Source organism: Dietzia lutea, from assembly GCF_003096075.1.
Taxonomy (GTDB): domain Bacteria; phylum Actinomycetota; class Actinomycetes; order Mycobacteriales; family Mycobacteriaceae; genus Dietzia; species Dietzia lutea.
In genome coordinates this window covers 1,166,159-1,192,189 of sequence record NZ_CP015449.1, presented here as the reverse complement: position 1 = coordinate 1,192,189, position 26,031 = coordinate 1,166,159, and the positions used below count along the sequence as shown (strand labels likewise).

At 69.5% G+C, this 26,031-nt stretch carries 23 protein-coding genes, 1 tRNA gene and 1 other RNA gene; 6 read left to right on the top strand and 19 right to left on the bottom strand.

Annotated elements, in window-relative coordinates; genetic code table 11:
* Positions 1-25: 25 nt before the first annotated feature.
* From A6035_RS05370 to ctaD, 3 genes are all read right to left on the bottom strand, one after another.
* Positions 26-835 carry an aminoacyl-tRNA hydrolase gene (locus A6035_RS05370; protein WP_167400708.1) on the bottom strand — a complete coding sequence of 270 codons (810 nt, stop codon included), beginning with the start codon at positions 833-835 and terminating at the stop codon, positions 26-28.
* The gene (gene serB / locus A6035_RS05365; protein WP_108846922.1) at positions 832-2,061 is read right to left on the bottom strand and encodes a phosphoserine phosphatase SerB; all 1,230 of its coding nucleotides are present in this window, start codon (positions 2,059-2,061) and stop codon (positions 832-834) included. Before serB ends, A6035_RS05370 begins: the two co-directional genes overlap by 4 nt.
* Before the next feature lie 136 nt (positions 2,062-2,197).
* Positions 2,198-3,961, bottom strand: a complete 1,764-nt coding sequence (ctaD, locus tag A6035_RS05360) for an aa3-type cytochrome oxidase subunit I (protein ID WP_108846921.1) — start codon at positions 3,959-3,961, stop codon at positions 2,198-2,200.
* Positions 3,962-4,225: 264 nt separating this feature from the next.
* Between ctaD and A6035_RS05355 the strand changes: the two genes are divergently transcribed.
* Positions 4,226-5,362, top strand: a complete 1,137-nt coding sequence (locus tag A6035_RS05355; protein WP_235026756.1) for an ABC transporter substrate-binding protein — start codon at positions 4,226-4,228, stop codon at positions 5,360-5,362.
* Between the two features lie 174 nt (positions 5,363-5,536).
* On the opposite strand, the gene nrdF is transcribed toward A6035_RS05355, so the two are convergent.
* From nrdF to ykgO, 5 genes are all read right to left on the bottom strand, one after another.
* Complete coding sequence (nrdF, locus tag A6035_RS05350) at positions 5,537-6,553, bottom strand: class 1b ribonucleoside-diphosphate reductase subunit beta (RefSeq protein ID WP_108846919.1); 1,017 nt, start codon at positions 6,551-6,553, stop codon at positions 5,537-5,539.
* 55 nt (positions 6,554-6,608) lie between these two features.
* Positions 6,609-8,690, bottom strand: coding sequence for a class 1b ribonucleoside-diphosphate reductase subunit alpha (gene nrdE, locus A6035_RS05345; protein ID WP_235026757.1), 2,082 nt, complete (start codon positions 8,688-8,690; stop codon positions 6,609-6,611).
* A 68-nt stretch (positions 8,691-8,758) separates the two neighbouring features.
* Positions 8,759-9,205: a class Ib ribonucleoside-diphosphate reductase assembly flavoprotein NrdI gene (gene nrdI / locus A6035_RS05340; protein ID WP_108846917.1), complete on the bottom strand. Its 447-nt coding sequence runs from the start codon at positions 9,203-9,205 to the stop codon at positions 8,759-8,761.
* A 50-nt stretch (positions 9,206-9,255) separates the two neighbouring features.
* Positions 9,256-9,486 carry a glutaredoxin-like protein NrdH gene (nrdH, locus tag A6035_RS05335; RefSeq protein ID WP_007627786.1) on the bottom strand — a complete coding sequence of 77 codons (231 nt, stop codon included), beginning with the start codon at positions 9,484-9,486 and terminating at the stop codon, positions 9,256-9,258.
* A 776-nt stretch (positions 9,487-10,262) separates the two neighbouring features.
* Positions 10,263-10,385: a type B 50S ribosomal protein L36 gene (ykgO, locus tag A6035_RS05330; RefSeq protein WP_007626209.1), complete on the bottom strand. Its 123-nt coding sequence runs from the start codon at positions 10,383-10,385 to the stop codon at positions 10,263-10,265.
* 214 nt (positions 10,386-10,599) lie between these two features.
* On the opposite strand from ykgO, the gene nadE reads away from it, so the two are divergent.
* The gene (gene nadE, locus A6035_RS05325; RefSeq protein WP_108846916.1) at positions 10,600-11,466 is read left to right on the top strand and encodes an ammonia-dependent NAD(+) synthetase; all 867 of its coding nucleotides are present in this window, start codon (positions 10,600-10,602) and stop codon (positions 11,464-11,466) included.
* A gap of 22 nt (positions 11,467-11,488) precedes the next feature.
* Here nadE and A6035_RS05320 read toward each other — a convergent pair whose 3' ends face one another.
* The 3 genes from A6035_RS05320 to A6035_RS05310 form a co-directional block, all read right to left on the bottom strand.
* The gene (locus tag A6035_RS05320) at positions 11,489-12,583 is read right to left on the bottom strand and encodes a serine hydrolase domain-containing protein (RefSeq protein ID WP_108846915.1); all 1,095 of its coding nucleotides are present in this window, start codon (positions 12,581-12,583) and stop codon (positions 11,489-11,491) included.
* 95 nt (positions 12,584-12,678) lie between these two features.
* A tRNA-Ala gene (locus A6035_RS05315) sits at positions 12,679-12,751 on the bottom strand.
* 153 nt (positions 12,752-12,904) lie between these two features.
* A complete protein-coding gene (locus tag A6035_RS05310; protein ID WP_108846914.1) occupies positions 12,905-13,642 on the bottom strand; it encodes a DsbA family protein in 738 nt (245 codons plus the stop codon).
* Positions 13,643-13,867: 225 nt separating this feature from the next.
* On the opposite strand from A6035_RS05310, the gene A6035_RS05305 reads away from it, so the two are divergent.
* On the top strand, positions 13,868-15,703 hold the full coding sequence (locus A6035_RS05305) for an HNH endonuclease (RefSeq protein WP_244192546.1): 1,836 nt from the start codon (positions 13,868-13,870) through the stop codon (positions 15,701-15,703).
* Positions 15,704-15,812: 109 nt separating this feature from the next.
* On the opposite strand, the gene ssrA is transcribed toward A6035_RS05305, so the two are convergent.
* The 8 genes from ssrA to prfB all read right to left on the bottom strand — a co-directional run bounded on the left by ssrA (position 15,813) and on the right by prfB (position 22,177).
* Positions 15,813-16,186: a transfer-messenger RNA gene (ssrA, locus tag A6035_RS05300) on the bottom strand.
* 82 nt (positions 16,187-16,268) lie between these two features.
* Entirely contained in the window at positions 16,269-17,117 is an 849-nt protein-coding gene (locus A6035_RS05295) for a DMT family transporter (protein WP_108846912.1), read from the bottom strand.
* The gene (gene smpB / locus A6035_RS05290; protein ID WP_007633865.1) at positions 17,117-17,626 is read right to left on the bottom strand and encodes an SsrA-binding protein SmpB; all 510 of its coding nucleotides are present in this window, start codon (positions 17,624-17,626) and stop codon (positions 17,117-17,119) included. The genes A6035_RS05295 and smpB overlap by 1 nt, the downstream gene beginning before the upstream one ends.
* Positions 17,627-17,695: 69 nt before the next feature.
* Positions 17,696-18,598: a permease-like cell division protein FtsX gene (ftsX, locus tag A6035_RS05285; RefSeq protein WP_108846911.1), complete on the bottom strand. Its 903-nt coding sequence runs from the start codon at positions 18,596-18,598 to the stop codon at positions 17,696-17,698.
* Complete coding sequence (gene ftsE, locus A6035_RS05280) at positions 18,598-19,287, bottom strand: cell division ATP-binding protein FtsE (protein WP_108846910.1); 690 nt, start codon at positions 19,285-19,287, stop codon at positions 18,598-18,600. The genes ftsX and ftsE overlap by 1 nt, the downstream gene beginning before the upstream one ends.
* A gap of 105 nt (positions 19,288-19,392) precedes the next feature.
* Positions 19,393-20,175 carry a hypothetical protein gene (locus A6035_RS05275; protein WP_108846909.1) on the bottom strand — a complete coding sequence of 261 codons (783 nt, stop codon included), beginning with the start codon at positions 20,173-20,175 and terminating at the stop codon, positions 19,393-19,395.
* Entirely contained in the window at positions 20,175-21,071 is an 897-nt protein-coding gene (locus A6035_RS05270) for a mechanosensitive ion channel family protein (RefSeq protein ID WP_108846908.1), read from the bottom strand. Before A6035_RS05270 ends, A6035_RS05275 begins: the two co-directional genes overlap by 1 nt.
* Positions 21,071-22,177: a peptide chain release factor 2 gene (gene prfB, locus A6035_RS05265; RefSeq protein ID WP_108846907.1), complete on the bottom strand. Its 1,107-nt coding sequence runs from the start codon at positions 22,175-22,177 to the stop codon at positions 21,071-21,073. Before prfB ends, A6035_RS05270 begins: the two co-directional genes overlap by 1 nt.
* Positions 22,178-22,341: 164 nt before the next feature.
* Here prfB and A6035_RS05260 point away from each other — a divergent pair, with 164 nt between their 5' ends.
* The 3 genes from A6035_RS05260 to A6035_RS05250 all read left to right on the top strand — a co-directional run bounded on the left by A6035_RS05260 (position 22,342) and on the right by A6035_RS05250 (position 25,934).
* Positions 22,342-23,151: an inositol monophosphatase family protein gene (locus A6035_RS05260; RefSeq protein WP_108846906.1), complete on the top strand. Its 810-nt coding sequence runs from the start codon at positions 22,342-22,344 to the stop codon at positions 23,149-23,151.
* Between the two features lie 121 nt (positions 23,152-23,272).
* Positions 23,273-24,679, top strand: a complete 1,407-nt coding sequence (locus A6035_RS05255) for an acyl-CoA dehydrogenase family protein (protein ID WP_108849098.1) — start codon at positions 23,273-23,275, stop codon at positions 24,677-24,679.
* A 49-nt stretch (positions 24,680-24,728) separates the two neighbouring features.
* On the top strand, positions 24,729-25,934 hold the full coding sequence (locus A6035_RS05250; RefSeq protein ID WP_108846905.1) for an acyl-CoA dehydrogenase family protein: 1,206 nt from the start codon (positions 24,729-24,731) through the stop codon (positions 25,932-25,934).
* The last annotated feature ends 97 nt before the right edge of the window (positions 25,935-26,031 follow it).

Below are 26,031 nucleotides of genomic sequence, written 5' to 3'. Positions count from 1 at the left end.
CGCCGCGGCGCCGTCAGTGCGCCCGTCATCGGTCGACCGCGATCACCGTGAGCGATCCGGGGGCCACCTCGGTGTAGCCGGCGTCCACCACAGCGGCGACGCCCGGCGTGCCCGCGGCGACCGACTCGGACAACGAGCGCCAACGGGACCGGTCGGCCTCCCGCACCGCCACCGGGCGTCCCTCCGCGATCCACCGGTCGAGGCGAGCCCTGTCCATCTCCGCGATGAGCAGCATGACGCCGTGGCCGACCTGGGCGGCGGCCTTGCCGACGGACATCTCGAGCGCCCCGTCGATCCACACCACCGGCGTGCCCGCGGGCGGCGCCGCCGGCTCGTCGCGGGCCAGGTCGGTCCCGCCGATCTGCAGCTTCGCCAACCGCGGGTCGACCTCGTCCACCGGGCCGGGAACGCAGGCGCGCGCCGCGCACCGTTCGACCTCGTGGGTCACCCCGGGCACCTCGAGCGCGGCCCGCCACGGGGCGCCCCGCGCACGCCGCGCGATCTTGCGCATCCGGGCGTCCAGCCAGTCGGCGTAGGGCCGGTGCCACGGCCCGCCCGGAGCCACGCGCTCGTCCAGGCAGACGGCGGCGACGGCGCCGGCCACCGCCTCCAACAGCGGGGTGCGGGCCGGGGGCTCGTTCTTCGGCAGGTGCAGGACGATGGGCATCGACCGCACCGTCGAGCGATCCTCGGGGTCCTCCGCACCACGCGACCCCGCCCGCAGCCGGGCGTGGCACCAGTCGAGCGCCGCGCCGGACGCCACCCCGCCGACGGCGTCCGGGGCCTGCCCGCCGACCGTGTCAGGCGCGTCAGATGTGTCAGGCGAGTCGGTCACGTGAGCGGAACGCGTCGGTACGTCCCCGCCGCGGTGTCCGCGGCCTCGATCTCGTCGCGGGTGATCCCGAGGACGAACAGCACCGTGTCGAGGAACGGCTTGGACAGCGACGCGTCCGCGACCTCGCGGAGAGCGGGCTTGGCGCAGAACGCGATGCCGAGACCCGCGGTCGTGAGCATGTCGATGTCGTTGGCGCCGTCCCCGACGGCGACGGTCTGGCTCAGAGCGATGCCGAGCTCGTCGGCGAACGCGCGGAGGTACGCCGCTTTCGCCTCGCGGTCGACGACCTCCCCGATCACGCGGCCGGTGAGATGGCCGTCGACGACCTCGAGCGTGTTGGCCTTCGCGAAGTCCAGACCCAGTTCCTCGACGAGGCCCGAGATGACCTGGATGAAGCCTCCGGAGACCACACCGCAGCGGATCCCCAGCCTCTTGAGGGTCCGGATCGTGGTGCGGGCGCCGGGTGTGAGGACGATGCTCGCGGCGACCTCGTCGAGGACGGTGGCCGGCAGCCCGGCCAGCGTGGCGACCCGCTCGTGCAGCGACTGGGCGAAGTCGAGCTCGCCGCGCATGGCGCGTTCGGTGACGGCGCGGACCTCCTCCTCCTTGCCGGCGTGCGCGGCGAGCATCTCGATGACCTCGCCCTGCACCAGCGTGGAGTCGACGTCGAAGACCACGAGCCGCTTGGAACGACGGCTCAGGCCCGCCCCGTCGACGGAGATGTCCACCCCGTGCGCGTCGGAGAGCGGGGCGAGCGTCTCCCGCAGTCGGGCGTCGTCGGCCGCGTCGCGCTGGGCGGTGGACACGTGGAGCTCGATCCCGGTGACGGGGTAGTCGGCGATGCCGCGGATGATGTCGATGTTCGCGCCGATCGAGGCGAGCGAGCCGGAGACCGCGGAGAACGCCGACGCGGTGACCGGGCTCCCCAGGATCACCACCGCGTGGGTGGACGGCGGCGCCGCGGGCGCGATGTCGTCGAACTGCACGTCGAGGTGCATCCCGAGGTCGTGGACCTGCTCGGTGAGTTCTCGAACGACCGCGACGACGTCGGCGTCCCGGTCGACCCGGACCATCAGCCCCAGGGACAGGTGCCCGTTGACGACGACCTGTTCGACATCGACGAGGTCGGCGTCGTGGGCGGCGAGGACGGACATGACCCGCGCGGTGACTCCGGGCCGGTCGGGCCCCGTGACGGTGAGGAGGGCCGGGGTGCCGGAGGTGCTCACGTGTGCTCCTGACGAGTGATCGTGGTGGGCGGCTGCTGGGTGGTGCGGTGGGCCGACAGACGGGAACCCCGCCGGTGGACGAGCCAGCCGACGGGGTTCCCGGGACCTGTGCCCGTGGGTGAGTACGGGCGGGTGGTCAGCCCTTCTGCGGAGAGGTCCCGCGCTCGGCCACGTCCTTGACGGCGTCCGGGTCATGGGCCTTCCTCCGTCCGCCGACGTGGGCCTCGGCACGCATTCGCTCGCTCATGTGCGGGTAGTGCAGCTCGAACGCGGGACGCTCGGAACGGATCCGCGGCAGCGACACGAAGTTGTGTCGCGGCGGCGGGCAGGAGGTCGCCCACTCGAGGGAGTTCCCGGCTCCCCACGGATCATCGACGGTGACGATCTCGCCGTAGCGCCAGCTCTTGACGATGTTCCAGACGAACGGCAGCATCGCGATGCCGAGGATGAACGAGCCGACGGACGAGATCTGGTTGAGCACGGTGAAGTTGTCCGTGTCCAGGTAGTCGGCGTACCGGCGGGGCATGCCCTGGTTACCCAGCCAGTGCTGCACGAGGAACGTGGTGTGGAAGCCGATGAACATCAACCAGAAGTGCCACTGGCCGAGCTTCTCGTCGAGCATACGACCGGTCATCTTGGGGAACCAGAAGTACACGCCGGCAAAGGTGGCGAACACGATGGTGCCGAAGAGCACGTAGTGGAAGTGCGCCACAACGAAGTAGGAGTCGTGCACGTGGAAGTCAATCGGCGGCGCGGCCAGCATGATGCCGGTCAACCCGCCGAAGAGGAAGGTCACCAGAAATCCCAGGGCGAAGACCATCGGCGTCTCGAAGGTGATCTTGCCCCGCCACATCGTGCCGATCCAGTTGAAGAACTTCACGCCCGTGGGCACGGCGATGAGGAATGTCATGAAGGAGAAGAACGGCAGCAGCACCGCGCCGGTGACGTACATGTGGTGCGCCCACACGGCCATGGACAACCCGGCGATCGCCAGGGTCGCGAAGACCAGTCCGGCGTAGCCGAACAGCGGCTTACGGGAGAACACCGGGAGCACCTCGGAGATGATTCCGAAGAACGGCAGCGCCAGAATGTACACCTCGGGGTGTCCGAAGAACCAGAACAGGTGCTGCCACAAGATCGCGCCACCGTTGCCCGGATCGTAGATGCGGCCACCGAACGTGCGGTCGTAGAACAAGGCCAACGCCGCGGCGGTCAGCAGCGGGAAGACCAGTAGGATCAGGACCGACGTCACGAGGATGTTCCACGTGAAGATCGGCATCCGGAACATCGTCATGCCCGGCGCGCGGAGGCAGATGATCGTGGTGACGAAGTTGACGGCACCGAGGATGGTGCCGATACCGCCGATGCCGACGCCGAGGATCCACAGGTCCGCGCCGACGCCCGGCGAGTGGATCTTGTCGGACAGCGGAACGTACATAGTCCAGCCGAACGACGCCGCACCACCGGGGGTCAGGAAGCCGGACAGCAAGATGACGCCGCCGGCGGCGAACAGCCAGTATCCGAGCGCGTTGAGACGCGGGAAGGCCACGTCCGGCGCGCCGATCTGCAGCGGCATGATGTAGTTCGCGAAACCGACGACGATCGGGGTGCCGTAGAGCAGGAGCATCACCGTGCCGTGCATGGTGAACAGCTGGTTGAACTGCTCGTTCGACAGGAACTGCATGCCCGGGAAGAAGAGCTCCGCCCGGATGAGCAGGGCCATGAGGCCGCCGATGAAGAAGAAGATGAAGCAGGTGACGATGTACATGATGCCGAGCATCTTGTGATCGGTCGTCGTCAACATCTTCCACACGAACGAGCCCGGCCGGGCGTTGCCCGTGGGTTCACCCGGTGGGTGGTCGAGTTCGTCGTGGACCGGCTTGGGGGCCACTGCGGTCATAAGGGTCCTCCTGAACGCCTCACCCGACGTCGCGGGTCGAACCACCGACCCCACGTCGAACGCATAGGAATAGTGCGCGAGAGCAATCCTAACCCTCGGCTGAGAGCGACGCCCACCCGCCCCGTCGTTCTCGTCAGCGGTGGTCACCCCCGTTAACCGCGGCGCGGACCGGGGTGCGGACAGGGGTGCTCGGAGCGCTTACGGGACGCTGGACGACCTCGGTGGGAACGGCCCCGGTGGGCCCATCTCCTAGGCTGTTGTCCCATGACCGATTCCGTTCCCGTCCTCCGCCGGCGCCCCGGGCGGGGGTATAAACGGCGTGCCGTCCGGGCCGCGGCGCCGCTGGCGGCCGGTCTCGCCCTCGCGGCGTGTGGCCCCTCCCCCGTCGACATGGTCGAGCACCCCGTGACGACGACGCCGTCACGGATGGCCGGTGAGGAGCTGCAGCGCTCCGCCGAGCCCGAGGACTCGTGCGCACCTGCACCGGTGCCCACGGAGTTCCCCGGCGCGGGCACCCGCAGGGTCGACACCACCGGCCCGGGCGCGGACAGCGTGGCGGTGCCGCGGTCGCCCGAGCGCATCCTCGCTCTCGGGGTGGGCGCGGTGGACACCGCCTGCGCGCTGGGATTGCAGGACCTCGTCGTCGGCACCTCCGGGTTGCCCCGCGACGCCGACGTCTACCTACCCGCTCCCCTCGTGGCTCTCCCGACCATCGAACTCGGCGACGACACGGACGCCGGCGCGGTCGCCGACGCCGCGCGCGACCTCACACCCGACCTCATCGTGCTGGCGGGGTCACAGGACCTCGATCCCGCGGTCGTCGACGCGCTCGCCGACGTGGCGCCGACCGTCGTCTACTCCGGCGACGTCCTCGAGTGGACCGACGCGACCGAGTCCGTGGCCGACGCCTACGGCCGACCGCGGGCGGGCGGCGACCTGTTGCTGGACGTCATCGACCGGGCGCGGTTCACCGCCGGGGCGACGACGCCGTCGGACTCCTGGGTGTCCCTGGTCTCTGTCGCCGACGGCTCGGGTGCCGGGGCGCGGGTGCAGGACGCCGACACACTCGGCTCGCTCATGTTGGAGGCCGTGGGCGCCGGGCGCCCGCCCGCGCAGCGCACCCGGGACGGCGAGCGGGTGCCGCCGCTGCCCGAGTCCCCTCCACTGGGTGATGAGCTCGACGGGGACGTCATCTTCGCCGTGGTGGGCGGTCGGCCCGATTCCGAGGAGGCGGCGCGGGAGGTCTTCGCCTCGGATCGGTGGATGGAGTTGGACGCGGTGGGCGCCAACCGGGTGTTCGTGGTGGACCGTGCCGTGTGGGAGGGCGCCGGTCCGGTCGCCGCCCGTGCGGTCTTGGAGGACATCCGGGGGTCGATTAACGGCATCGCCCCCGACGGCTAGTCGCGGACCCGCCCCCGACGGCTAGTCGCGGACCCGCCCCCGACGGCTAGTCGCGGACCCGCCCCCGACGGCTGGTCGCGGCCCCAGCCCCCGACGGCTGGTCCCCGGACAACGACGGAGCCCCTGCGACCGCGATCGGTCGCAGTGGCTCCGCTGCGTTCACTGATGGCCGGGTCAGAAGTCCCAGTCCTCGTCCTCGGTGGCCTCGGCCTTGCCCATGACGTAGGAGCTGCCAGAGCCGGAGAAGAAGTCGTGGTTCTCGTCGGCGTTGGGGCTCAGCGCGGACAGGATGGCCGGGTCGACGTCGGTCTCGTCCTTGGGGAACATGCCCTCGTAGCCCATGTTCATCAGCGCCTTGTTGGCGTTGTAGCGCAGGAACTTCTTGACGTCCTCGGTCCAGCCCACCGGGTCGTAGAGGTCCTCGGTGTAGTCGGCCTCGTTGTCGTACAGCTCGAACAGCAGCTCGAACGTGTAATCCTTGAGCTCGTCCCGCTCCGTCTGGGTGAGGTGCTCGAGACCGCGCTGGTACTTATAGCCGATGTAGTAGCCGTGCACGGCCTCGTCCCGGATGATGAGCCGGATCACGTCGGCGGTGTTGGTGAGCTTGGCGCGCGAGGACCACCGCATGGGCAGGTAGAAGCCCGAGTAGAACATGAACGACTCGAGCATCACCGAGGCGATCTTGCGCTTGAGCGGATCGTCCCCGGAGTAGTAGCCGAGCACGATCTTGGCCTTCTTCTGGAGGAAGGGGTTCTCCTCGGCCCAGCGGAAGGCGTCGTCCACCTGCGGGGTGGAGCACAGAGTGGAGAAGATCGTCGAGTAGCTCTTGGCGTGGACTGACTCCATGAACGCGATGTTGGTGAGCACCGCCTCCTCGTGGGGGGTCGACGCGTCGGGGATCATGCTCACCGCACCGACGGTGCCCTGGAGGGTGTCCAGCAGGGTCAGGCCGGTGAAGACGCGCGTGGTGAGCTGCTGCTCGTACTCGGTCAGGGTCTGCCATGACGGGATGTCGTTGGAGACCGGCACCTTCTCGGGGAGCCAGAAGTTGGTGGTGAGCCGGCCCCACACCTGGTCGTCGACCTCGTCGGGGACGCGGTTCCAGTTGATCGCCGACACGCGGTCGACGAGTTTGGGCTGGATGCCGGCGGCGGGGCTGTGGGAACCCGGAGCGTGCAGCTCGGCGGTCATCGGTTCTCCTCCTGAAGGCGGGTGGGGGTCGTGGCACGCGGCCGGGCCCGTGGGGTCAGAGCATGCACGAGACGCAGCCCTCGACCTCGGTGCCCTCGAGCGCGAGCTGGCGGACCCGGATGTAGTACAGGGTCTTGATGCCCTTGCGCCACGCGTAGATCTGCGCGCGGTTGACCTCGCGGGTGGTGGCGGTGTCCTTGAAGAACAGCGTCAGCGACAGCCCCTGGTCGACGTGCTGGGTGGCCGCCGCGTAGGTGTCGATGATCTTCTCGTAGCCGATCTCGTACGCGTCCTGGTAGTAGTCCAGGTTGTCGTTGGTCAGGTAGGGCGCCGGGTAGTAGACGCGCCCGATCTTGCCCTCCTTGCGGATCTCGATCTTCGAGGCCACGGGGTGGATCGACGACGTGGAGTTGTTGATGTAGCTGATCGACCCGGTGGGCGGGACGGCCTGCAGGTTCTGGTTGTAGATGCCGTACTTCTGCACGTCCGCCTTGAGCGCGCGCCAGTCCTCCTGGGTGGGGATGGCGACCTCGGCCTCGGCGAAGAGCTGACGCACGCGGTCGGTGGCCGGCTCCCACGTCTGGTCGGTGTACTTGTCGAAGAACTCGCCGGAGGCGTACTTGGACTCCGGGAAGCCGGCGAACCAGGTGCCACGCTCCCGCGCGATCAGGTTGGAGGACCTGAGGGCGTGGTAGAGCACGGTGTAGAAGTAGATGTTCGTGAAGTCGACGCCCTCCTCGGATCCGTAGTGGATCCGCTCGCGCGCGAGGTAGCCGTGCAGGTTCATCTGCCCCAGGCCGATCGCGTGCGACTCGGAGTTGCCGCGCTCGATGGACGGCACCGAGTTGATGTGCGTCTGGTCGGACACCGCGGTCAGACCGCGGATGGCGGTCTCGATGGTCCGGCCGAAGTCGGGAGAGTCCATGGCCTTGGCGATGTTGAGCGAGCCGAGGTTGCAGGAGATGTCCTTACCCACATTGGAGTAGGTGAGGTCCTCGTTGAACTCCGACGCGGTGGAGACCTGGAGGATCTCCGAGCACAGGTTGGAGTGCGTGATCTTGCCGGCGATCGGGTTGGCCCGGTTCACGGTGTCCTCGTACATGATGTACGGGTAGCCGGACTCGAACTGCAGCTCGGCGACGGTCTGGAAGAAGTGCCGGGCGTTGATCTTGGTCTTCTTGATCCGGCTGTCCTCGACCATGTCGTGGTAGTTCGCCGAGATGTCGACGTCCGCGAAGGGCTTGCCGTAGATCCGCTCGACGTCGTACGGCGAGAACAGGTACATGTCGTCGTTGCGCTTGGCGAGCTCGAACGTGATGTCCGGGATGACGACGCCCAGCGAGAGGGTCTTGATGCGGATCTTCTCGTCCGCGTTCTCCCGCTTGGTGTCGAGGAACTTGTAGATGTCCGGGTGGTGGGCGTGCAGGTAGACCGCACCCGCGCCCTGGCGCGCGCCGAGCTGGTTGGCGTAGGAGAAGGAGTCCTCCAGCAGCTTCATCACGGGGATGACGCCCGAGGACTGGTTCTCGATGTGCTTGATCGGCGCGCCGTGCTCACGCAGGTTGGACAGCAGGAGCGCCACGCCGCCGCCGCGCTTGGACAGCTGCAGGGCGGAGTTGATGCTGCGACCGATGGACTCCATGTTGTCCTCGATGCGCAGGAGGAAGCAGGACACTGGCTCGCCGCGCTGCTTCTTGCCCGAATTGAGGAACGTCGGGGTGGCCGGCTGGAAGCGGCCGTCGATGATCTCGTCGACCAGCTGCCGGGCGAGGGTCTCGTCGCCGGCGGCGAGGGTGAGCGCCACCATGCAGACGCGGTCCTCGTAGCGCTCGAGGTAGCGCTTCCCGTCGAAGGTCTTGAGGGTGTACGACGTGTAGTACTTGAACGCGCCCAGGAAGGTCGGGAAGCGAAACTTCTTGGCGTAGGCGTGGTCGAAGAGCTCGCGCACGAAGTTGCGCGTGTACTGGTCCAGGACCTCGCGCTCGTAGTAGTCCTTCTCGACGAGGTAGTCGAGCTTCTCGTCGAGGTTGTGGAAGAAGACCGTGTTCTGGTTGACGTGCTGGAGGAAGTACTCCCTCGCCGCCTGACGGTCCTTGTCGAACTGGATGTTCCCGTCCGCGTCGTAGAGGTTGAGCATGGCGTTGAGCGCGTGGTAGTCCAGACGCTGGCCCTCCCCCGCCTCTCCCGCGGTGGTGCTCTCAGGGTTCACGGTTGGTGCTGCCAAAACTCTTCCAATCCCTCTCGGACGCGGATGACGTCCTCGTGTGTGCCCATCAACTCGAAGCGGTAGAGGTACGGCACCTCCAGCTTGCGCGCGATCACGTCGCCCGAGCGACCGAAGTCCGCTCCGAAGTTGGTGTTGCCGCCGGCGATGACTCCCCGGCAGAGAATTCTGTTGTGCGCGTCGTTGAGGAACGCGACCACCTGACGCGGGACCGCGGCCCCGCTACGACCGGTGACCTCGAGGCTGCCCCCGTAGGTCGGGACGACTAGAACATATGGGTCCGACACCATCGGCATGGGCTCGGTCTTCCGCACCGGTATGCGCAGTGCGGGAAGACCGAGCCGGTCGATGAATCGCTTGGTGTTCTCGGAGATGTTGGAGAAGTAGACGATCCTCACCGGCTCCTCGGCCGGCAGCGGAGCCGCCATCGACGCCCCCTTGTCACAGGAACTCGAAAGGTGTTCGTGCCCTCGGGCCGTCAGGCCGCCACGGAGGCGAGCGCCTTGATGCGGTCCGGGCGGAAGCCGGACCAGTGGTCGGAACCGGCCACCACGACGGGCGCCTGGAGGTGCCCGAGGGCCATCACGTACTCCCGGGCCTCATCGTCCACCGAGATGTCGACGACCTGGTACTCGATGCCCTGCTTGTCGAGCGCCTTGTAAGTGGCGTTGCACTGGACGCACGCGGGCTTGGTGTAGACGGTGACCATGTGTGTCAGGACCTCTTTCGGCACGGCGCCCGGGCGGCGCGAGGGGGCTCTTCTGGTGGCGGCCTTCCTGTCCGGGTTCTTCAGCCCGGACGAGGGGACGGCCGTGTGTCTGTCGGTGGTCGTGCGCCGAATCGCATGGATGGCATTCATCGGTGCTGCAACACCTCCCAACACTACCCCTAGTGGCGAGAAGGTCAACTGACCACAACATTTTGGTCTTACATCCCTGGAATTCCCAGGTCGTGATCCCGCCTTATGGGATGCCCCGGCATCGGCGTGGAACCGGGGACACCGGGGCCCTCATCGGCGGGTGCACCACCCCATCGTGGCATCCCGGAGCGCGTTCCGAAACACGGTTTCGGCAACCCACAACGCGCCCCCAGAGCCCTCACAACGCGCCGCCGGTTGTCCCCATCCCATCCACAGGTTGCCCACCATTTCGCCCGCTCCCGCACCCCTCGACGCCACCCCCGGCGATCGGTTCACCGGGCTGTCACGGGCGCCGGGCGGGGCATCCTGAGGCCGCCCGGGAAGGCCGTGGGCCACCGCGGGCGCGGAGGACGAACCCGGGCCCGGGCGGACGTCCCACCCGACGGCAGGGCTCAAGCGGGAGCGGGGCGGGGCGGGGAGGGGTCGGTGGGCGGCGGCGCGACGTCGGTCCTCCGCCTCGCCGTGTGGGGGCGGGGCACCGCTGTCGACGGGGACGACGACGAGGGCCCGCCTCCGGCGAACCGGAGGCGGGCCCTCGGGGGTGCGTGAGAACTCACGCGGTCGACTCAGCCCTGGCGGGCCTTGAACCGGGGATCCTTCTTGTTGATCACGTAGGTCTTGCCGCGACGACGGACAACCTGGGCGCCCGGCTTGTTCTTCAGCGACCGAAGGGACTTGCGGACCTTCATGTGGCGCTCCTTAGGCTCTCGGGGCGGCCGCGATGGCCGCCGACACGACTGGGAATCACTGTGCGACACGTCCGGCCACGGGGGTCGGATGTACGACACACAACTGGTCCATCGTAACGGACCACCCGGCAAGAACTCCAACCGGCGAGGGACCGCACCCCGGACCGCGCACCGATGTCACGTGGACGTCACACGCGGTTTCTAAGCTGACCGCATGAACCAGACGCCACCCGACGCCAGTGCGCTGCGCGCCTCCATCATCGCCGAACTCGGCGTGCGGCCCGATATCGACCCCGCCGACGAGGTCGAGTCGCGGGTCGCCTTCCTCGTCGACTACCTGCGCTCCACACCCGCCTCCGGCTTCGTCCTGGGGATCAGCGGCGGTCAGGACTCGACGCTCGCGGGACGACTGTGTCAGCTCGCGGCCGAACGCCTCCGCGAGGAAGGGATGGAGCAGGCACGGTTCATCGCGATGCGTCTCCCGTATGGTGTGCAGGCCGACGAGGCCGACGCGCAGATCGCCCTGGAGTTCATCCGCCCGGACGCATACCTGACGGTCGACGTTCGCGCAGCGTCCGACACCGCCGCCGAGGCCGCCTCCACGGCCCTGGCGGCACTCCCCGACCAGGCGGGGCCGATCCGGGACTTCGTCCGAGGCAACATCAAGGCGCGTGAGCGGATGATCGCCCAGTACGCTGCGGCCGGGCAGGTGAACCACCTCGTCGTCGGCACCGATCACGCCGCCGAGGCGGTGACCGGCTTCTTCACCAAGTACGGCGACGGCGGCGTCGACCTGACCCCCCTGACCGGTCTCACCAAGCGCCAGGGCGCCGCGCTCCTGCGCCACCTCGGCGCGCCGGAGTCCACCTGGAGCAAGGTCCCCACAGCCGACCTGGAGGACGACAGGCCCGGCCTGCCCGACGAGGTCGCGCTCGGCGTCACCTACGCGCAGATCGACGACTACCTCGAGGGGCGCGACGGCGTCCCGGCCGACGCCGTCGCCCGCATCGAGTCCCTGTTCCTCGGCTCACGGCACAAGCGCACCGTCCCCGCCACGCCGCTCGACACGTGGTGGCGCTGACCGGCTCGGTGCCGACGATCGCTCAGCCCAGCAGCGACCACACCGTCTCCAGCGCCTCCGCCGTGCCGGGCACGTCGAAGGCCTGTGAGGTGAACACCGCCGCGGACCGGCCGGCGCGGCGGTCGACGTAGCCGATCGTGCCCAGTCCCCCGGCCCAGCCGACCGTCCCGTCCGGGCGGACCTCGACCTGGAACCCGTATCCACATCCGGGCTCCAGGAACCCCTCCGCGGACGCCTGCTGGAGCTCCGTGAGGTGGTCGGAGGTCATCAGCCACACGCTCTCCGCGCCTAGGAGCGGGCCGCCGTCGACCAGCGCGTCCAGGACCGCCAGGTAGTCGCGCACCGTCCCGGCGAGCCCGCAGGCGAGGGAGTCGAACACCGGGCGGCCCGTGAACCTGGACGCGGTGTCGACCGGCGCCACCCGGCCGTCGGGACGGAGTCCGTACGTGACGATCAGGCGGTCCGGATCAGCCGTGAACCCGGTGTCGGCCAGGCCGAGGGGTCCGGTGACGTGCTCGGCGACCAACTCCCCCACCGACACGCCGGTGGCGCGGGCGAGCAGGACTCCGAGGATGTCACTGCACGTGTGGTACCACCACCCGCCACCCGGCTGTCCGGCGAACGGGAGCTCGGCGAGCCTGCGCAGGTACTCCCCCGGCGGGACGGCCGGTGCGTACGGGCCGGGCGCGACCCCCCGGGCGGCCATGGCCTCGCCCAGGTCGGGGTTGCGTACCGGCCACCCGACGCCGGCGGTCATCGTGAGCAGGTCGCGGACCGTCACAGACCTCTCGGCAGGCACCGTCCGGTCCAGCGGCCCGTCGGGTTCGGCCAGCACCCGCGGCCGCGCGAGCTCCGGCAGCTGCGTGTCCACCGGATCGTCGAGGGCGATCACGCCATGCTCCACGAGCCGCATCGCGAGGATGGCCGCGATCGGTTTGGTGTTGGAGGACAGCGGGAACACCGCGTCCTCGGGCATCGCGGGCCCGCCCATGGACCGCGCACCGCCCGCGGCGAGCCATGAGCATCCGTCCTGCCGGACGCCGCAGACGTACCCTTTCAGCCGGCCGGCGTCGACGAACTCGTCGAGCACGGCGGCGATCTCCCGCGGCTCCGCCATGTACCGACACTACGTCCGCACGCCGCGCCGCGGAAGACGGCGAAATGACGAGATCCCGGGCGGTGGTCTCCGACCTCCCGGGATCTCGTCCTCGGTGGAGCTAAGGGGACTCGAACCCCTGACCCCCACACTGCCAGTGTGGTGCGCTACCAGCTGCGCCATAGCCCCGTATCCATTTCTCCGCCGTTCCCCTCTCGGTGACCGGCCCGACTTAAGTTACACCACCACGGTCCGGCCTTCCAAATCGGCCCCGGCCCCGCCGGAAAAGGCGAGGCCGGGGCGCCAAAACGGTGGGCGCATGGCCCGCGGGACCGAGGAGGGTCAGGCGACGATCTCCTGCAGCCACGCGGCGTTCGCGAGGTCCACGACCTCACCCTCGAACGCGACGGTCGGGGTCGACACGCGATCGGTGATCTCCCGGATGGTCTGCTGGGCGTTGTCTGCGCTGTCGGAGGCCTTGTCCATGCCGCCGTTGGTCTCGACGTTGCCGATGCACTCGACCGTGTCCGGGTTCGCGCCGGCCTCCTCGGCGGTCCCGGCGAGCTCCTGCGCCGAGCGGTCGCCACCACCCTCGGCGGGCTGCTCGGCGAAGAAGGCGTTCTTGACGTCGAAGAACACGGGCAGGGAGTCCTTGGCCGCGACGCACTGGACGGCCGCCAGGGCACGCGTGGAGTACTCACCCGACCCCGACTGGCCGTTGAGGAAGTTGAGGGTGTGGAACTCGACCCGCAGATCCCCGGCCTCGACGGCCTCGGAGATGGACTCGCCGTACTGCGCCTCGAACGAGCCGCAGGCGGGGCACATGTAGTCCTCCCAGACCTGAATCGTGGGTGCGTCCTGCTGGCCCACGATCACCACGCCGGTGTCCGTGATCTCGATCTGCTCGTCGGCGGTCTCACCGAACGTGATGGGGTTGGCCTCGCCGCCCCTCTGGGCCATCCAGACCACTCCGCCGAGGACCACCACCGCGACCGCGATGAGCGCGACGACGGTGATGATCATCCCGTTGTTGGACTTGGTCTGCAGCACTTTGGTGCTCTTGTTGGGCTTGGCGTTCACGTGTCCGCGGGCCTTTCTCTACTGGGAGACCGTCGACCTCTTCCGGGTGACCGGCACTAGGGAGAGGGTACCGAAGCCGTGGTCGCCGGCCCCCTGGGTGCGCCCGCCGGTGCCGTCAGTGAGTCAGGGGAAGCCCTTGTGGTGCCGAACACGTGCACGTAGAATAGAACACGTATTCGAGATGAGCGGCGGCATCGCCGCACAGTCGACCACGGGGGGTGGGGCATGGACGGCGACACCGGGCGCACGACCGGCGGCCCCGCGTCCCCTCCCGGCCCTGCTGACTCGTCCGGCTCTGCCGGCTCGTCCGGCCCTGCCGGCTCGACCGGTGGCGGCGCTGCTGCGGCGTTGACGGGCTTGACGGCGGCGGCGCGGGAGGGGTGGGCGGCGGAGAACCGCGCGGCCGCGCAGCGCCTGGTCGCCTGCTACGCGCTGTTGCAGGAATGTTGGCGCGAGTACGGGCACGGTATCGACGGCAGCCACGAGGCCCGCCCCGGCCACGCTGTTGTTGACGGCCTTGTCGCCGCGGCCGGGTATGTGGTGGCGGCGATGTCGATCTCCGCTAGGCGGGCGGAGAAGATGCTGTCCTTCTCGTGGGAGCTGCACACCCGTTACCCGGCGATCCTGGAGGCGATGGCCGCCGGCCTGATGGAACAACGCGTCGCCGAACTGCTCGCCCGGCAGATGTCCACCGTCCGCGGCGATGTTCTTGAGCAGATCCAGCGCCAGGTCGTCGAGGACTACCTGGGCGGTGTCGCCGCCGGTATCCGTCTGGGCGACAAGGCCCTGCGCGATGAGATCGATGCGGTCATCGGCCGCCACGACCCCGACGCCATCCGCCTACGCAAAGAAGACGCCAGCCGCACTCGCGGCGTGCGCATCGGCAAAGGCGTCGACGGCATGTCCACCGTCTCGGCCCTGTTGGCGACCGAGGAGGCCGCCGTGCTGGCCGAGGCCCTGGATCAGCGGGTCGCCGACCCCGACACCGACCCGGACGCCCCGACCGAGCCCGAGCCGCACTACTCGAAGGCCGAACGCCGCGCCGACGCCCTGATGTCCCTGATCTGCGGCGACACCCCCACCCAGCCCAACACCACTCCCGGCAACACCGACACCGACGGTGACGCCGGCCCGGGCGGCCCGAGCGCCCCCACCGGCCGCAGCGGCAATGGCGGCGGTCAGGCTCCGGTGTTGCGGCCGAAGGTCACCGTCATCGCCACCGGCGACAACGGCCGCGACGAACACGGCGCGCGAGTGGAGTTCACCCGCACCGGCGAGGCCGCCCTGCAGACCCTGCTGGAGATGCTCGCCACCTCAGATGGCGCCTCGTTCGAGCAGGTCGACCCCCGCATCGGTGCCGCCGACGACACCAGCGCGGCGCTGAAATACCGGCCCGGCGCCGAGTTGGCGCGCCGGGTCCGGCTCCGCGACGGCACCTGCCGCCACCCCGGATGCGCGGTCCCCGCCGACGACTGCGATTTGGATCATGTGGTGCCGTTCAACCACGCCGACCCCGCAGGCGGCGGCCACACAGTCGAGGCCAACCTGGTGAGCCAGTGCCGGCGCCACCACCGGTTCAAAACCTTCTCCGACTGGACCTACCAACTCCAACCCGACGGCACCCTGATCGTGACCACCCCCGACGGCACCACCATGCTCACCCGACCCGACGGACCCCTGGCCCAATACCGGCGCGAGCACCAACGCGACGAAGCCGATGCCTGGGCGCGTCAACAACGCCGCAACCCCGCCCCCGTCTTCGGGGCCGGGATCCTGGACGAGGCGACCTACTTCGCCCGCCGCGCCCAGCGCCTGGCCCGCGAACGCGCCCGCGCCACGGCCCGCAACACCACCGACGCCGGCACCACACCAACCGAGCCCACCGCCGACACCACCCCAGGCCCGGACTCGATCTCTGCCACGCGCGAGCGGAAGACCCCCGCCGCGGCCAGCCGCTGGTGGCAACGCAACAAACCCACCGACAGCGCCCTGGAAAAAGCCATCCTCCACGCCCTCCACGCCCACCTCGACGAACTCCTCCAACCACCACCACCCTTCTGACCAAGTGGTAGCGGTCGGCGTGCGGACGGGCTCGGCATTGATCGTTGCGAGCAATACCCTGAAATGCACTGAACCCCCGGTCGTCGAGACGACCGGGGGTTCAGCCCGATTGTGGAGCTGCCGGGAATTGAACCCGGGTCCTCCGCAGCATCGGCAGGGCTTCTCCGTGCGCAGTCCGCGTTGGCCTCTACTCGGATCTCGCCCTCATGCGGACGTGTTGGCGATGACGATCCCAGTCACTGTGAGATGTCCCGACCCACCCCGTGACCGGGTGAGCCGGTGATCCCTCTAGATGATGCCGGGTTCCGGGGCGAGAGCGACCCCGGGCCGACAGACTACGGGCTCGCTATCAGGCAGCGAGGGCGTAGTCGCGCTGATTGGTATCGGCGCGTAATTGGTTGCCACGACGCTTACGGTGGTCTCTGGCCTGCACCGGCACGCTTCCCCTGCGTCAGCTCACGTAGTCGAAACCACATCAGCCCCTCAGGAGCCGCCGACTCTGGCCGACGGACCTCTAACCATACCCCGGGCGGCCGTCTGACACCAGGGTGACGTCCGTCTCCCCTCAGCCGAGCGTGAGCAGGACGATCGCGACGCAGGCCAGGCCGAGCCCGGCAAGCTGGACGACGCGCATCCGCTCGCCCCCGTGCGTGACCGCCAGCGCCACGGTGAAGGCGGGGTACAGGGCGGCGATGACGCTGACGAGGGAGAGCATCCCCGCCTGGGAAGCGAAGTAGAACGCACCGTTCGCGATGGCGTCGAACACGGCGATCACTACGCCGATCGCGATAAGGCGGCGCGGGAAGCGGAACGACTCACGCGCGGCCACGGCTGCGGCGAGCAGCATCACCGTGGCACCGACCCGCGAGGCCGCGACCGGCCAGAGCCCCTCGCCCGCGGGCACCCGGGACAACAGGACGAAGAAGGCGGCGAACGCCGAGCCCGACACCACCGACATCGCGAGGAGCGGCGCGGTCAACCGCCCGTGCGGGGCGGACGAGCCGTCGCCCGCACCCTCCAGGGACACTAGGACGGTGGCAACGAGCGCCAACGCCATCCCCGCCATCGCCGCGGGCCCGGGCCGCTCCCCCGCTGCCAACCCGAAGGCCAGTGGTCCGGCGGCGGCCAGGACCGCCGTGATCGGCGAGATGACGCTCATCGGCCCCCGGGACAACGCCACGTAGAACGTCCACACCGCGGCGCCGGATGCGAGCCCGGACGCCAACCCCCACCCCAGGCCCGCCGGCGTAGGCGACCCGCCGGCGACGAGCGCAGCGGCCCCCACGAGCACGATCGAGACGGGGTAGGCCACGCTGACGACGCGCAGGGCCCGCGCGCGGCGGGACGCCACGCCACCGAGGTAGTCACTGATGCCGTACGCCACCGCCGAGGTCGACGCCAGCGCGACCGGCATCACGCCCGCATGCCCTTGATCTTCCTACCCAGTTCGCGGACCGCTTCGCGCTCGGCCGTCCGCCGGGCGATGTCCTGCCGCTTGTCGTGGGCCTGCTTACCCCGCGCGACGGCCAGTTCGACCTTGACGCGACCGTTCACGAAGTAGAGCGACAACGGGACGAGCGTTGCGTTCCCGTCCCGTACCTTGCCGACGAGCGAGTCGATCTCCCGGCGGTGAAGCAGGAGCTTCCGCGCCCGCTTGGGGGCGTGATTCGTCCAGCTCCCGTGCGAATACTCGGGGATGTGGAGCCCGCGGAGCCACACCTCGCCGTCGTCGACCGTCGCGAACGCGTCGACCAGCGAGGCCTTACCCTCCCGCATGCTCTTGATTTCGGTGCCCACAAGGGCGATGCCGGCCTCGTAGGTGTCCAGGATGTGGAAGTCGTGCCTGGCCTTGCGGTTACTCGCGACGATGCTCCCATCGGAGCCGAGGGAGGACGCGCCCTTCTTCTTGTTCTTCTTGGCCACGTCGGTTCACCTCCTCGTTGCTGTTGCGCAGCCCCCAGAGTCTAGACGAGCCGCCGGGGGCGGCGGCCGTCAGTGCCGGACCGTCAGCCTCAGGGTCGCCCACGCCGTCAACGCGGAGGCCGCCGCACCGGCGACGACGAGCCCCGGGGCGAGCAGCAGGATGTCGGAGGTCGTGATCCTCTCGACGAGATTGGCCCGGTACGCCTCGTCCAGCACCCTGTCGAGGAACACATTCTTGGCCACCAGCAAACCCCCGACCGCCAGGACGGCGCCGGTGATCGCCGCGATCACCGCCTCGAGCACGAACGGCAACTCGGTGTACCACCGGCTCGCGCCCACCAGGCGCATGATCCCGACCGCGGTGCGTCGCGTGAACGCCGCGATCTGGGTCATGTTGGCGATGAGCAGGACGGTCGCCACGAGTTGGACCACCGCAATGGCGAACGCCGCGTTGCGGATGCCGCCAAGGACCGAGAAGACGCGCTCGACCAGCTCACCCTGCCCTTGCACGACCTCGATGCCGGAGACGTCCGCCAGCTCCACCGCGACGTCCTCCGCCCGCGTCGGGTCGGACAGAGTGAGGGTGAACCGCGAGCCGAGGGCGTCCGGCGACGTCGACTCCACCAGAACCGGGTCGGTCGAGGCGAACAGCTCGACGAACTCGGAGTAGGTCTCCTGCGGGTTCTTGTACTCCACGGACGCCACCCCCGAGGTCTCCTCGAGCTGCTCCCGGATGCCGGCGCATTCCGCCGCACATTCCGGATCCTCGACGGAGATCGAGCGGTCCACGTAGACGCGGAACTCGTTGAGGTAGTCGTACTTGGCCTGGCTCGCGGACGCGGTCATCGCCACCAGCAGGCCGGCCCCCAGCATCCCCAGCGCGACGGCCGTGGTGATGATCATGGCCAGCGTCATGGACAGGTTCCGGCGCAGTCCCTGCGCGACCTCCGACGCGATGAATCGGACGGCCATCAGCGATCCACCCCGTAGGTCCCGCGTGCGTCATCCCGCACGACCGCACCGTCGACCAGCTCCACGACCCGGCGGCGCGACCGATCGACGATGTGGTGGTCGTGGGTGGCCATGAGCACCGTGGTGCCCGTCCTGTTGATCCGGTCGAGCAGCAGCATGATGTCCTCACTGGTCTCCGGGTCGAGATTGCCCGTCGGCTCGTCCGCGAGCAGCAGGACGGGACGGTTCACGAACGCCCGGGCGATGGCGACCCGCTGCTGCTCTCCCCCGGACAACTCGTGCGGCCGACGGTTCGCCTTGGTGCCCAGCCCGACCATGTCGAGCGTCTCCGGGACCACCTTCTCGATGGTCCGGCGGGACTTGCCGATGACCTGGAGCGCGAACGCCACGTTCTCCGCGACCGTCTTTCCCGGCAGGAGACGGAAATCCTGGAACACGCAGCCGAGCGAACGCCGCAGTCCGGGCACGTCCGAGTTCTTCATGCGTGTGAGATCGTGGCCGGCCACCACCAGCCGACCGGAGTCGAGCCGGTCCTCCCTCAGCAGGAGGCGCAGGAAGGTCGACTTACCGGAGCCGGAGGCGCCGATGAGGAAGGCGAACTCGCCGTCGTCGATCTCCACGCTCACGTCGGACAGAGCCGGACGCGGCACGGACGCGTACGACTTGGTCACACGGGAAGCACTGATCACACCAGTAGCGTAGCGCCACACTTGTCACCTGATGGCGCCGCTGGCCGAACGCCGTGATCGCAGGCGGGACCACCGAGGACCCGCCCGGCGGCCGAGCAGGCGGCGTCACCCCTCGAGAGCGCCACCGCTCGGGACGGAGGTCGGACCGCCCTCGGGTGTCTGCTGACCGGTCTGCTGTTGCGACTGCTGCTGGGGCTGCTCCTGCGGTACCTGTTGCTGCGGCGCCTGTTGCTGCGGTGCTTGTTGCTGCGGTCCCTGCGTCTGCTCCTGCCTGGTGGGGGTCGAGCCCGCCGTTCCGCGCAGACCACCCAGGCCCGGGCTGGTGGTGGCGGTGCCCTCGGGTCCGGTGGTCGCCGTCCCGGTCGTCGGGGTCCCCGTCTGATCCGGCCCTGTCGTGGGGGTGGGATCGGTCGTGCCCGTGATCTCCGACTGCCCGGTCTGTTCGGACGATGACTCGGCCGGTTCGGTAGGCGCACTGGTCGCGGGCGGGGCCGGCGGACCGAAGGCGACGACCGGCTGCTCCCGGACGAGCAGATACAGCACCCCGGCGACGACGAACGCGCCGAGAAGGATCGCTGTCGTCCGTGACATCGACAGGAACTCCCCGAGCAGCGCCACGATCGCCGGCTTCGGTCGCCGGGAAGGAGCGTCGGGCGGTGGCGTGCCGCCCAACCCCAACGGATCGGGCTGCTCGCGGGCGGACGGGTCCTGGCGCAGCACGGGCTCCTGTCGCGTGGCGTCATCCTCCCGGGTCATGTCGGCGTGGCGGGGCATGTCGGCGCCGGGGGTCATGTCGGCGCCGCGGGCCGTGTCGGCGCCGCGGGTCGTGTCGGCGCCGGGGGTCATGTCGGCGCCGCGGGTCACGTCGTCATCTCTGTGCCGTGCCATCAGACGCTCCCCTCTCCGGTCTGCGGACGGAGCATCCCGGCCCGGATCGCCGCCAGCGCCTCCGGCTCCAGGACGATGCCCTCCTGCCTGAACCGGCGCAGGATCACTGCGCGCATGCGCCGGCCGACCTCCCACTGCATCCCCGGCTTGGTGCGGGCGAGCAGCCGGATGACGGTCTGCTCCAGCTTGATGGACTGCACGCCCATCACGGTCGGCTCGTCGAGCACGTACTCGCCCACACGGTCGTCGTCGACGATGTCGCGGCACACCTCGGCGAGCACCTCATGCGCCTTGTCCATGTCGGCGTTGTTGGGTACCGGCACGTCGATGATCGCGCGCGCCCAGTCCTGCGACTGATTGACGGCGGTGACGATCTGACCGTTGGGGACGATCACGGCCTCACCGTCCAGCGTGCGCAACCGGGTGATGCGAAGAGTGACGTCCTCGATCGTGCCGGCGGCCACGCCGGTCGCGGTCGTGAGCTCCACGATGTCGCCGTACCCGTACTGCCTCTCGGCGAGGACGAAGAAGCCCGCGAGGAAGTCCTGGACGATCTTCTGCGCGCCGAAGCCCAGCGCTGCGCCGAGGACTGTCGCCGGCGCGACCAGGGCGACGAGGTTCACGCCGAAGCGCAGGAGGATCTGGATCCCGAAGAGGACGTACAGGACGGCGACGGCGACGTAGGAGAGCACCTGGATCAGCGAGTGGAGGTGCTTGGACTCCTCGGACCACAGCTCCTTGTCCGCGTTCTTGGCGTCGATCCGGCCGGTCCACATCCGGGCGATCTTGCCGATCACGCGGGTCAACAGGGCCGCGCCCAGAACGAGGAGGACGACCTCCAGACCCTCGTTGCTCAGCCAACGGCCGATTCCGCTGAAGTCGGTCTGGACCCTCACTAGGCGTCGGCCCCCTCCCGCATCCGCCACCGGATGCCGGCCTCGATGAATCCGTCGATGTCACCGTCGAGCACCGCCGACGGGTTGTTGACCTCGTGCTCTGTCCGGAGGTCCTTGACCATCTGGTACGGGTGCAGCACGTAGGAGCGCATCTGGTTACCCCACGACGCGTTGCCGCCCGAACCGAGGGCGTCCATCGCGGCCCGCTCCTCCTGGCGCTTGCGCTCGAGCAGCTTGGCCTGCAACACCTTCATGGCCGCGACCTTGTTCTGCAACTGCGACTTCTCGTTCTGACAGGTCACGACGATCCCCGTGGGGACGTGGGTGAGACGCACCGCGGAGTCGGTGGTGTTAACCGACTGCCCACCGGGGCCGGACGAGCGGTACACGTCGACGCGGACCTCGTTCTCCGGGACCTCGATGGAGTCGACCGTCTCCACCACGGGAAGCACCTCGACCTCCGCGAAGGAGGTCTGACGGCGCCCCTGGTTGTCGAACGGCGAGATGCGCACCAGGCGGTGGGTGCCCTGCTCGACCGAGAGGGTGCCGTACATGTACGGGTCCTTGACGATGAAGGTGGCGGACTTGATGCCGGCCTCCTCCGCGTACGAGGTGTCGTAGACCTCGACCTTGTGGCCGTTCTTCTCCGCCCAGCGCACGTACATCCGCATGAGCATCTCGGCGAAGTCCGCGGCGTCGACGCCGCCGGCGCCCGCGCGGATGTTCACGACGGCCTCGCGCTGGTCGTACTCGCCGCTCAGCATCGTCTTGACCTCCATGGCCTCGACGTCCTCACGCAGGCTCGCCCGCTCGGCGTCCGCCTCCTCGACGGCGTCGCCGCCCTCCTCCTCCGCGAGCTCGTACATCAGCGGCAGGTCCTCGATCCGCTGCCGCAGATCGCGGCAGCGACGGAGGTCCGCCTGGATGTAGGACAGCTCGCTGGTGACCTTCTGCGCCCGGTCCTGGTCGTTCCACAGGTCCGGGTCGGCGGCCATCTGCTCGAGCTCGTCGACGCGGCGGGCGAGCTCGTCGATGTCGAGGACCTTCTCGACGGTGGTCATGGTCGCGTCGAGGGCTGCGATGTCGGCGGAGACTTCAGGGTGCACGGGATCCGAGTCTACGCGGCCCGGGCGTCGCCCACCGTTTCCCCGCCCGTCGCCCCGACGTGACCCGCCACACCACCTGTGGTCGCCCGCCCCGGGTAGCGTCGACAGCCGCGGACCCGCTGCCGCCCGTGGTCAGCGCGCCGCGACCCCAGCGGAGGAAGTGCATGTCCATCGACACCGGCCGCCCGCGCCCCGTGCCCGACGAGCCCACCGAGCGACTGTCCGACGTCGACCTGGCCGCCCGCCTCGTCGTCGACGCCGGCACCCTGGCGCGCCGCCTGCGCGAGGACGGACTCGACGTCCGGCGCAAGACGTCCGTCTCGGACGTCGTCACCGAGGCGGACGACGCCGCCGAACGACACATCACCACGCTCCTCGCCACCCACCGGCCGGACGACGGCGTCCTCGGCGAGGAGGGCACCCTCGTCACCGGCGGCCACGACCGCCGGTGGGTCGTGGATCCCGTCGACGGCACCTACAACTTCGTCTCCGGCTCCGACTACTGGTGCTCGGCAGTGGCGCTCAGCGGCCCCGACGACTACCTGCTCGGCGCGGTCCACCGCCCCGTCACCGGCGAGACCTTCGTCGGCGGTTCCGAGATCCCCACCCGCCGCAACGGCGTCCCCGTGACCCCGCTGACCCCCGGCGACCTCGCCGCCGGCAGTCTCGCCACCTACCTCCACCCGCCGTTCCTCGCCGATCCCGCCCTGGCCGAGCCGTTCCACCGCGTGAGCCGGGGCGCGGCGACCATCCGGATGCTCGGATCCGGATCGGTCGACCTCGCGTCGGTCGCCTGCGGCGTCCACGCGGTGTGGTGCCAACACTCCTGCCCCGAGTGGGACTGGCTGCCCGGCCGCGCGCTCGTCGACGGCGCGGGCGGGGTCTGCACGACCGTCGAGGTCAACGGCTACGACTGGTTCGTGGCGGGCCGCCCGGACGCCGTCGACCAGGCGGTCGCCCTGCTCCGCGGCTGACCGGACCCACGCCGACCAGCGGTGACGAGAACTTCGGGGGAAAGTGTGGCGCTCGGAACTTACTCCGAAGTAAGGTGTTGGGGACCACACCGTCCACCGTCCGTCACGAGAACAGCTGGTGATGATGAGTAAGAACCCCACGACCCCGTCCACGACAGGACGCGCGGAGACCTCCACACCGGGCAAGAACCCCACACGCATCGATGCCATCGGCGCCGCGATGCGTGCGTTGACCACGATCACCGGGTCGGAGTTCGCCGAGCGGTTCGGACTGCGCCAGAAGGTCGACCGGGTGACCTACGAGGCCACCAAGACCGGATTCAAGACCCTCGGGGCCGCGACCAAGTCGTTCAAGAAGGTCTCCGGCGGCGGCGCCCCCAAGCGCCTCCCCGACGCCGACACCGAGTCGCGGCCCGACCTGTTCGACCTCACGCTGGACGACGACCAGCAGTTGATCTCCCAGACCGTGCGCGAGTTCGCCACCGAGGTCATCCGCCCGGCCGCCCACGACGCAGACGCCGCCGCCGAGGCACCAGCCTCGCTGCTCGAGCGGTCCGCCGAGATCGGCGCCACCATGCTCAACGTCCCCGAGGAGTTCGAGGGCATCGCCTCCGAGCGCGGCGTGGTGACCAACTCCCTCGTCGCCGAGGCCCTGGCCTACGGCGACATGGGCCTGGCCCTGCCGATCCTCGCGCCGTCCGGCGTGGCCACCACCCTGACCCAGTTCGGATCCGACACCCAGCAGAAGTCCTACCTGCCGGCGTTCGCCTCCGAGAAGGTCCCGGCCGCCGCCGTCGTAGTGGCCGAGCCCCGGCCGCTGTTCGACCCGTTCGACCTGAAGACGACCGCCACCCGCACCCCCGGCGGCTTCACGCTCAGCGGCGTCAAGTCGATGGTGCCCACGGCCGGGAGCGCGGAGCTCTTCGTCGTCGCCGCCACCCTCGACGGCGCGCCGACCTTCTTCGTCGTGGAATCCGACACCGACGGACTCGTGGTCGAGGCCGACCCGTCCATGGGACTGCGCGCCGCCGGCCTGGGGCGCCTCGTCCTCACCGACGTGGCGGTGCCCGCCGACGCGATCCTCGGCGGCCCGGACGTCTCCCCCGGGGACCGCGCCGCCGCCTACGCCGACGTGATCCGGCTGTCGCGCCTCGGCTGGGCGTCGCTGGCCGTGGGCACCTCCCACGCCGTCCTCGACTACGTCACCCCGTACGTCAAGGAGCGCCACGCGTTCGGCGAGCCCATCGCGCACCGCCAGGCGGTCGCGTTCGCCGTGGCCGACATGGCCACCGAGCTCGACGGCATGCGCTTGGTCACCTGGCGCGGCGCCTCCCGCGCCGAGCAGGGGCTGTCGTTCGCCCGCGAGGCCGCACTGGCCCGCAAGATCGCCGCCGACAAGGGCATGAAGATCGGCCTCGACGGTGTCCAGCTGCTGGGCGGACACGGCTTCACCAAGGAGCACCCCGTCGAGCGCTGGTACCGCGACCTGCGCGCGGTGGGCGTGGCCGAGGGCGCGGTGGTCCTGTGACCCTCGCCTTCCCCGCCACCCTCCCGAACCGGACCAAGGACAACCAGCGATGATCAACCTCGAACTACCCAAGAAGCTCCAGGCGGGTGCGAACCAGGCCCGCCAGGTGGCCACCCAGATCTTCCGGCCCATCTCGCGCAAGTACGACCTCGCCGAGCACGAGTACCCCGTCGAACTCGACACCCTCAAGGCCATGATGGAGGCCATGGAGGACGCCGGCCAGGCCGCCTCCGGCGCCACGATGGGATCCGGCGGCGCGCCCAAGCGTGAGGGTGTGTCCAACGGCGGCAACATGAAGTCGCTGCTCAACATCATCGAGACCTGCTGGGGCGACGTCGGCCTGACCCTGTCCATCCCCCGCCAGGGCCTGGGCAACTCCGCGATCGCCGCCGTGGCCAATGACGAGCAGATGGAGAAGTTCGGCCGCGTGTGGGCCTCGATGGCCATCACCGAGCCCGACTTCGGCTCCGACTCCGCCGCCGTGTCGGCCACCGCCCGCCTCGACGGCGACGAATACGTCCTCAACGGCACCAAGATCTTCGTGACCTCCGGTGCCCGTGCCGACCACATCGTGGTGTGGGCGACCCTGGACAAGAGCAAGGGCCGCGCCGCCATCAAGTCCTTCGTCGTGCCGCGCGACCACCCCGGCGTCTCCGTGGACCGGCTCGAGCACAAGCTCGGCATCCGCGCCTCGGACACCGCGCAGATCACGTTCACCGACTGCCGCATCCCCGCGGAGAACCTCCTGGGCGACCCGGAGATCCGCGTGGACAAGGGCTTCGCCGGCGCCATGCAGACGTTCGACAACACCCGCCCGCTGGTCGCCGGCATGGCGGTGGGCGTCGCGCGCGCCGCGCTCGAGGAGATCCGCACGCTCCTCGAGGAGGCCGGCATGGAGATCGACTACGACCGGCCCGCCACCAGTCAGCCGGCCGCCGTGGCCAAGTACCTCGAGCTCGAGGCCGACTGGGAGGCCGCGTACCTGCTCACGCTGCGCGCGGCGTGGATGGCCGACAACAAGATGCCCAACACCAAGGAGGCGTCGATGTGCAAGGCCAAGGCCGGCCGCACGGGCTCCGCGGTGACCCTGGGCGCCGTCGAGCTCGCGGGCAGCTACGGCTACTCCGAACGCAGCTTCCTGGAGAAGTGGTCGCGCGACTCCAAGATCCTCGACATCTTCGAGGGCACCCAGCAGATCCAGCAGCTGGTGATCGCCCGGCGCATCCTCGACCTGTCGAGCGCCGAGCTCAAGTGAGCTGAGCCGCCCGCCGGGCCGACAAGACCCGCCGGTTCAACGAGAAGAGCGTTCCGCACACCCCCACTCGGGAAACGTGTGCGGAACGTTCTTTTCG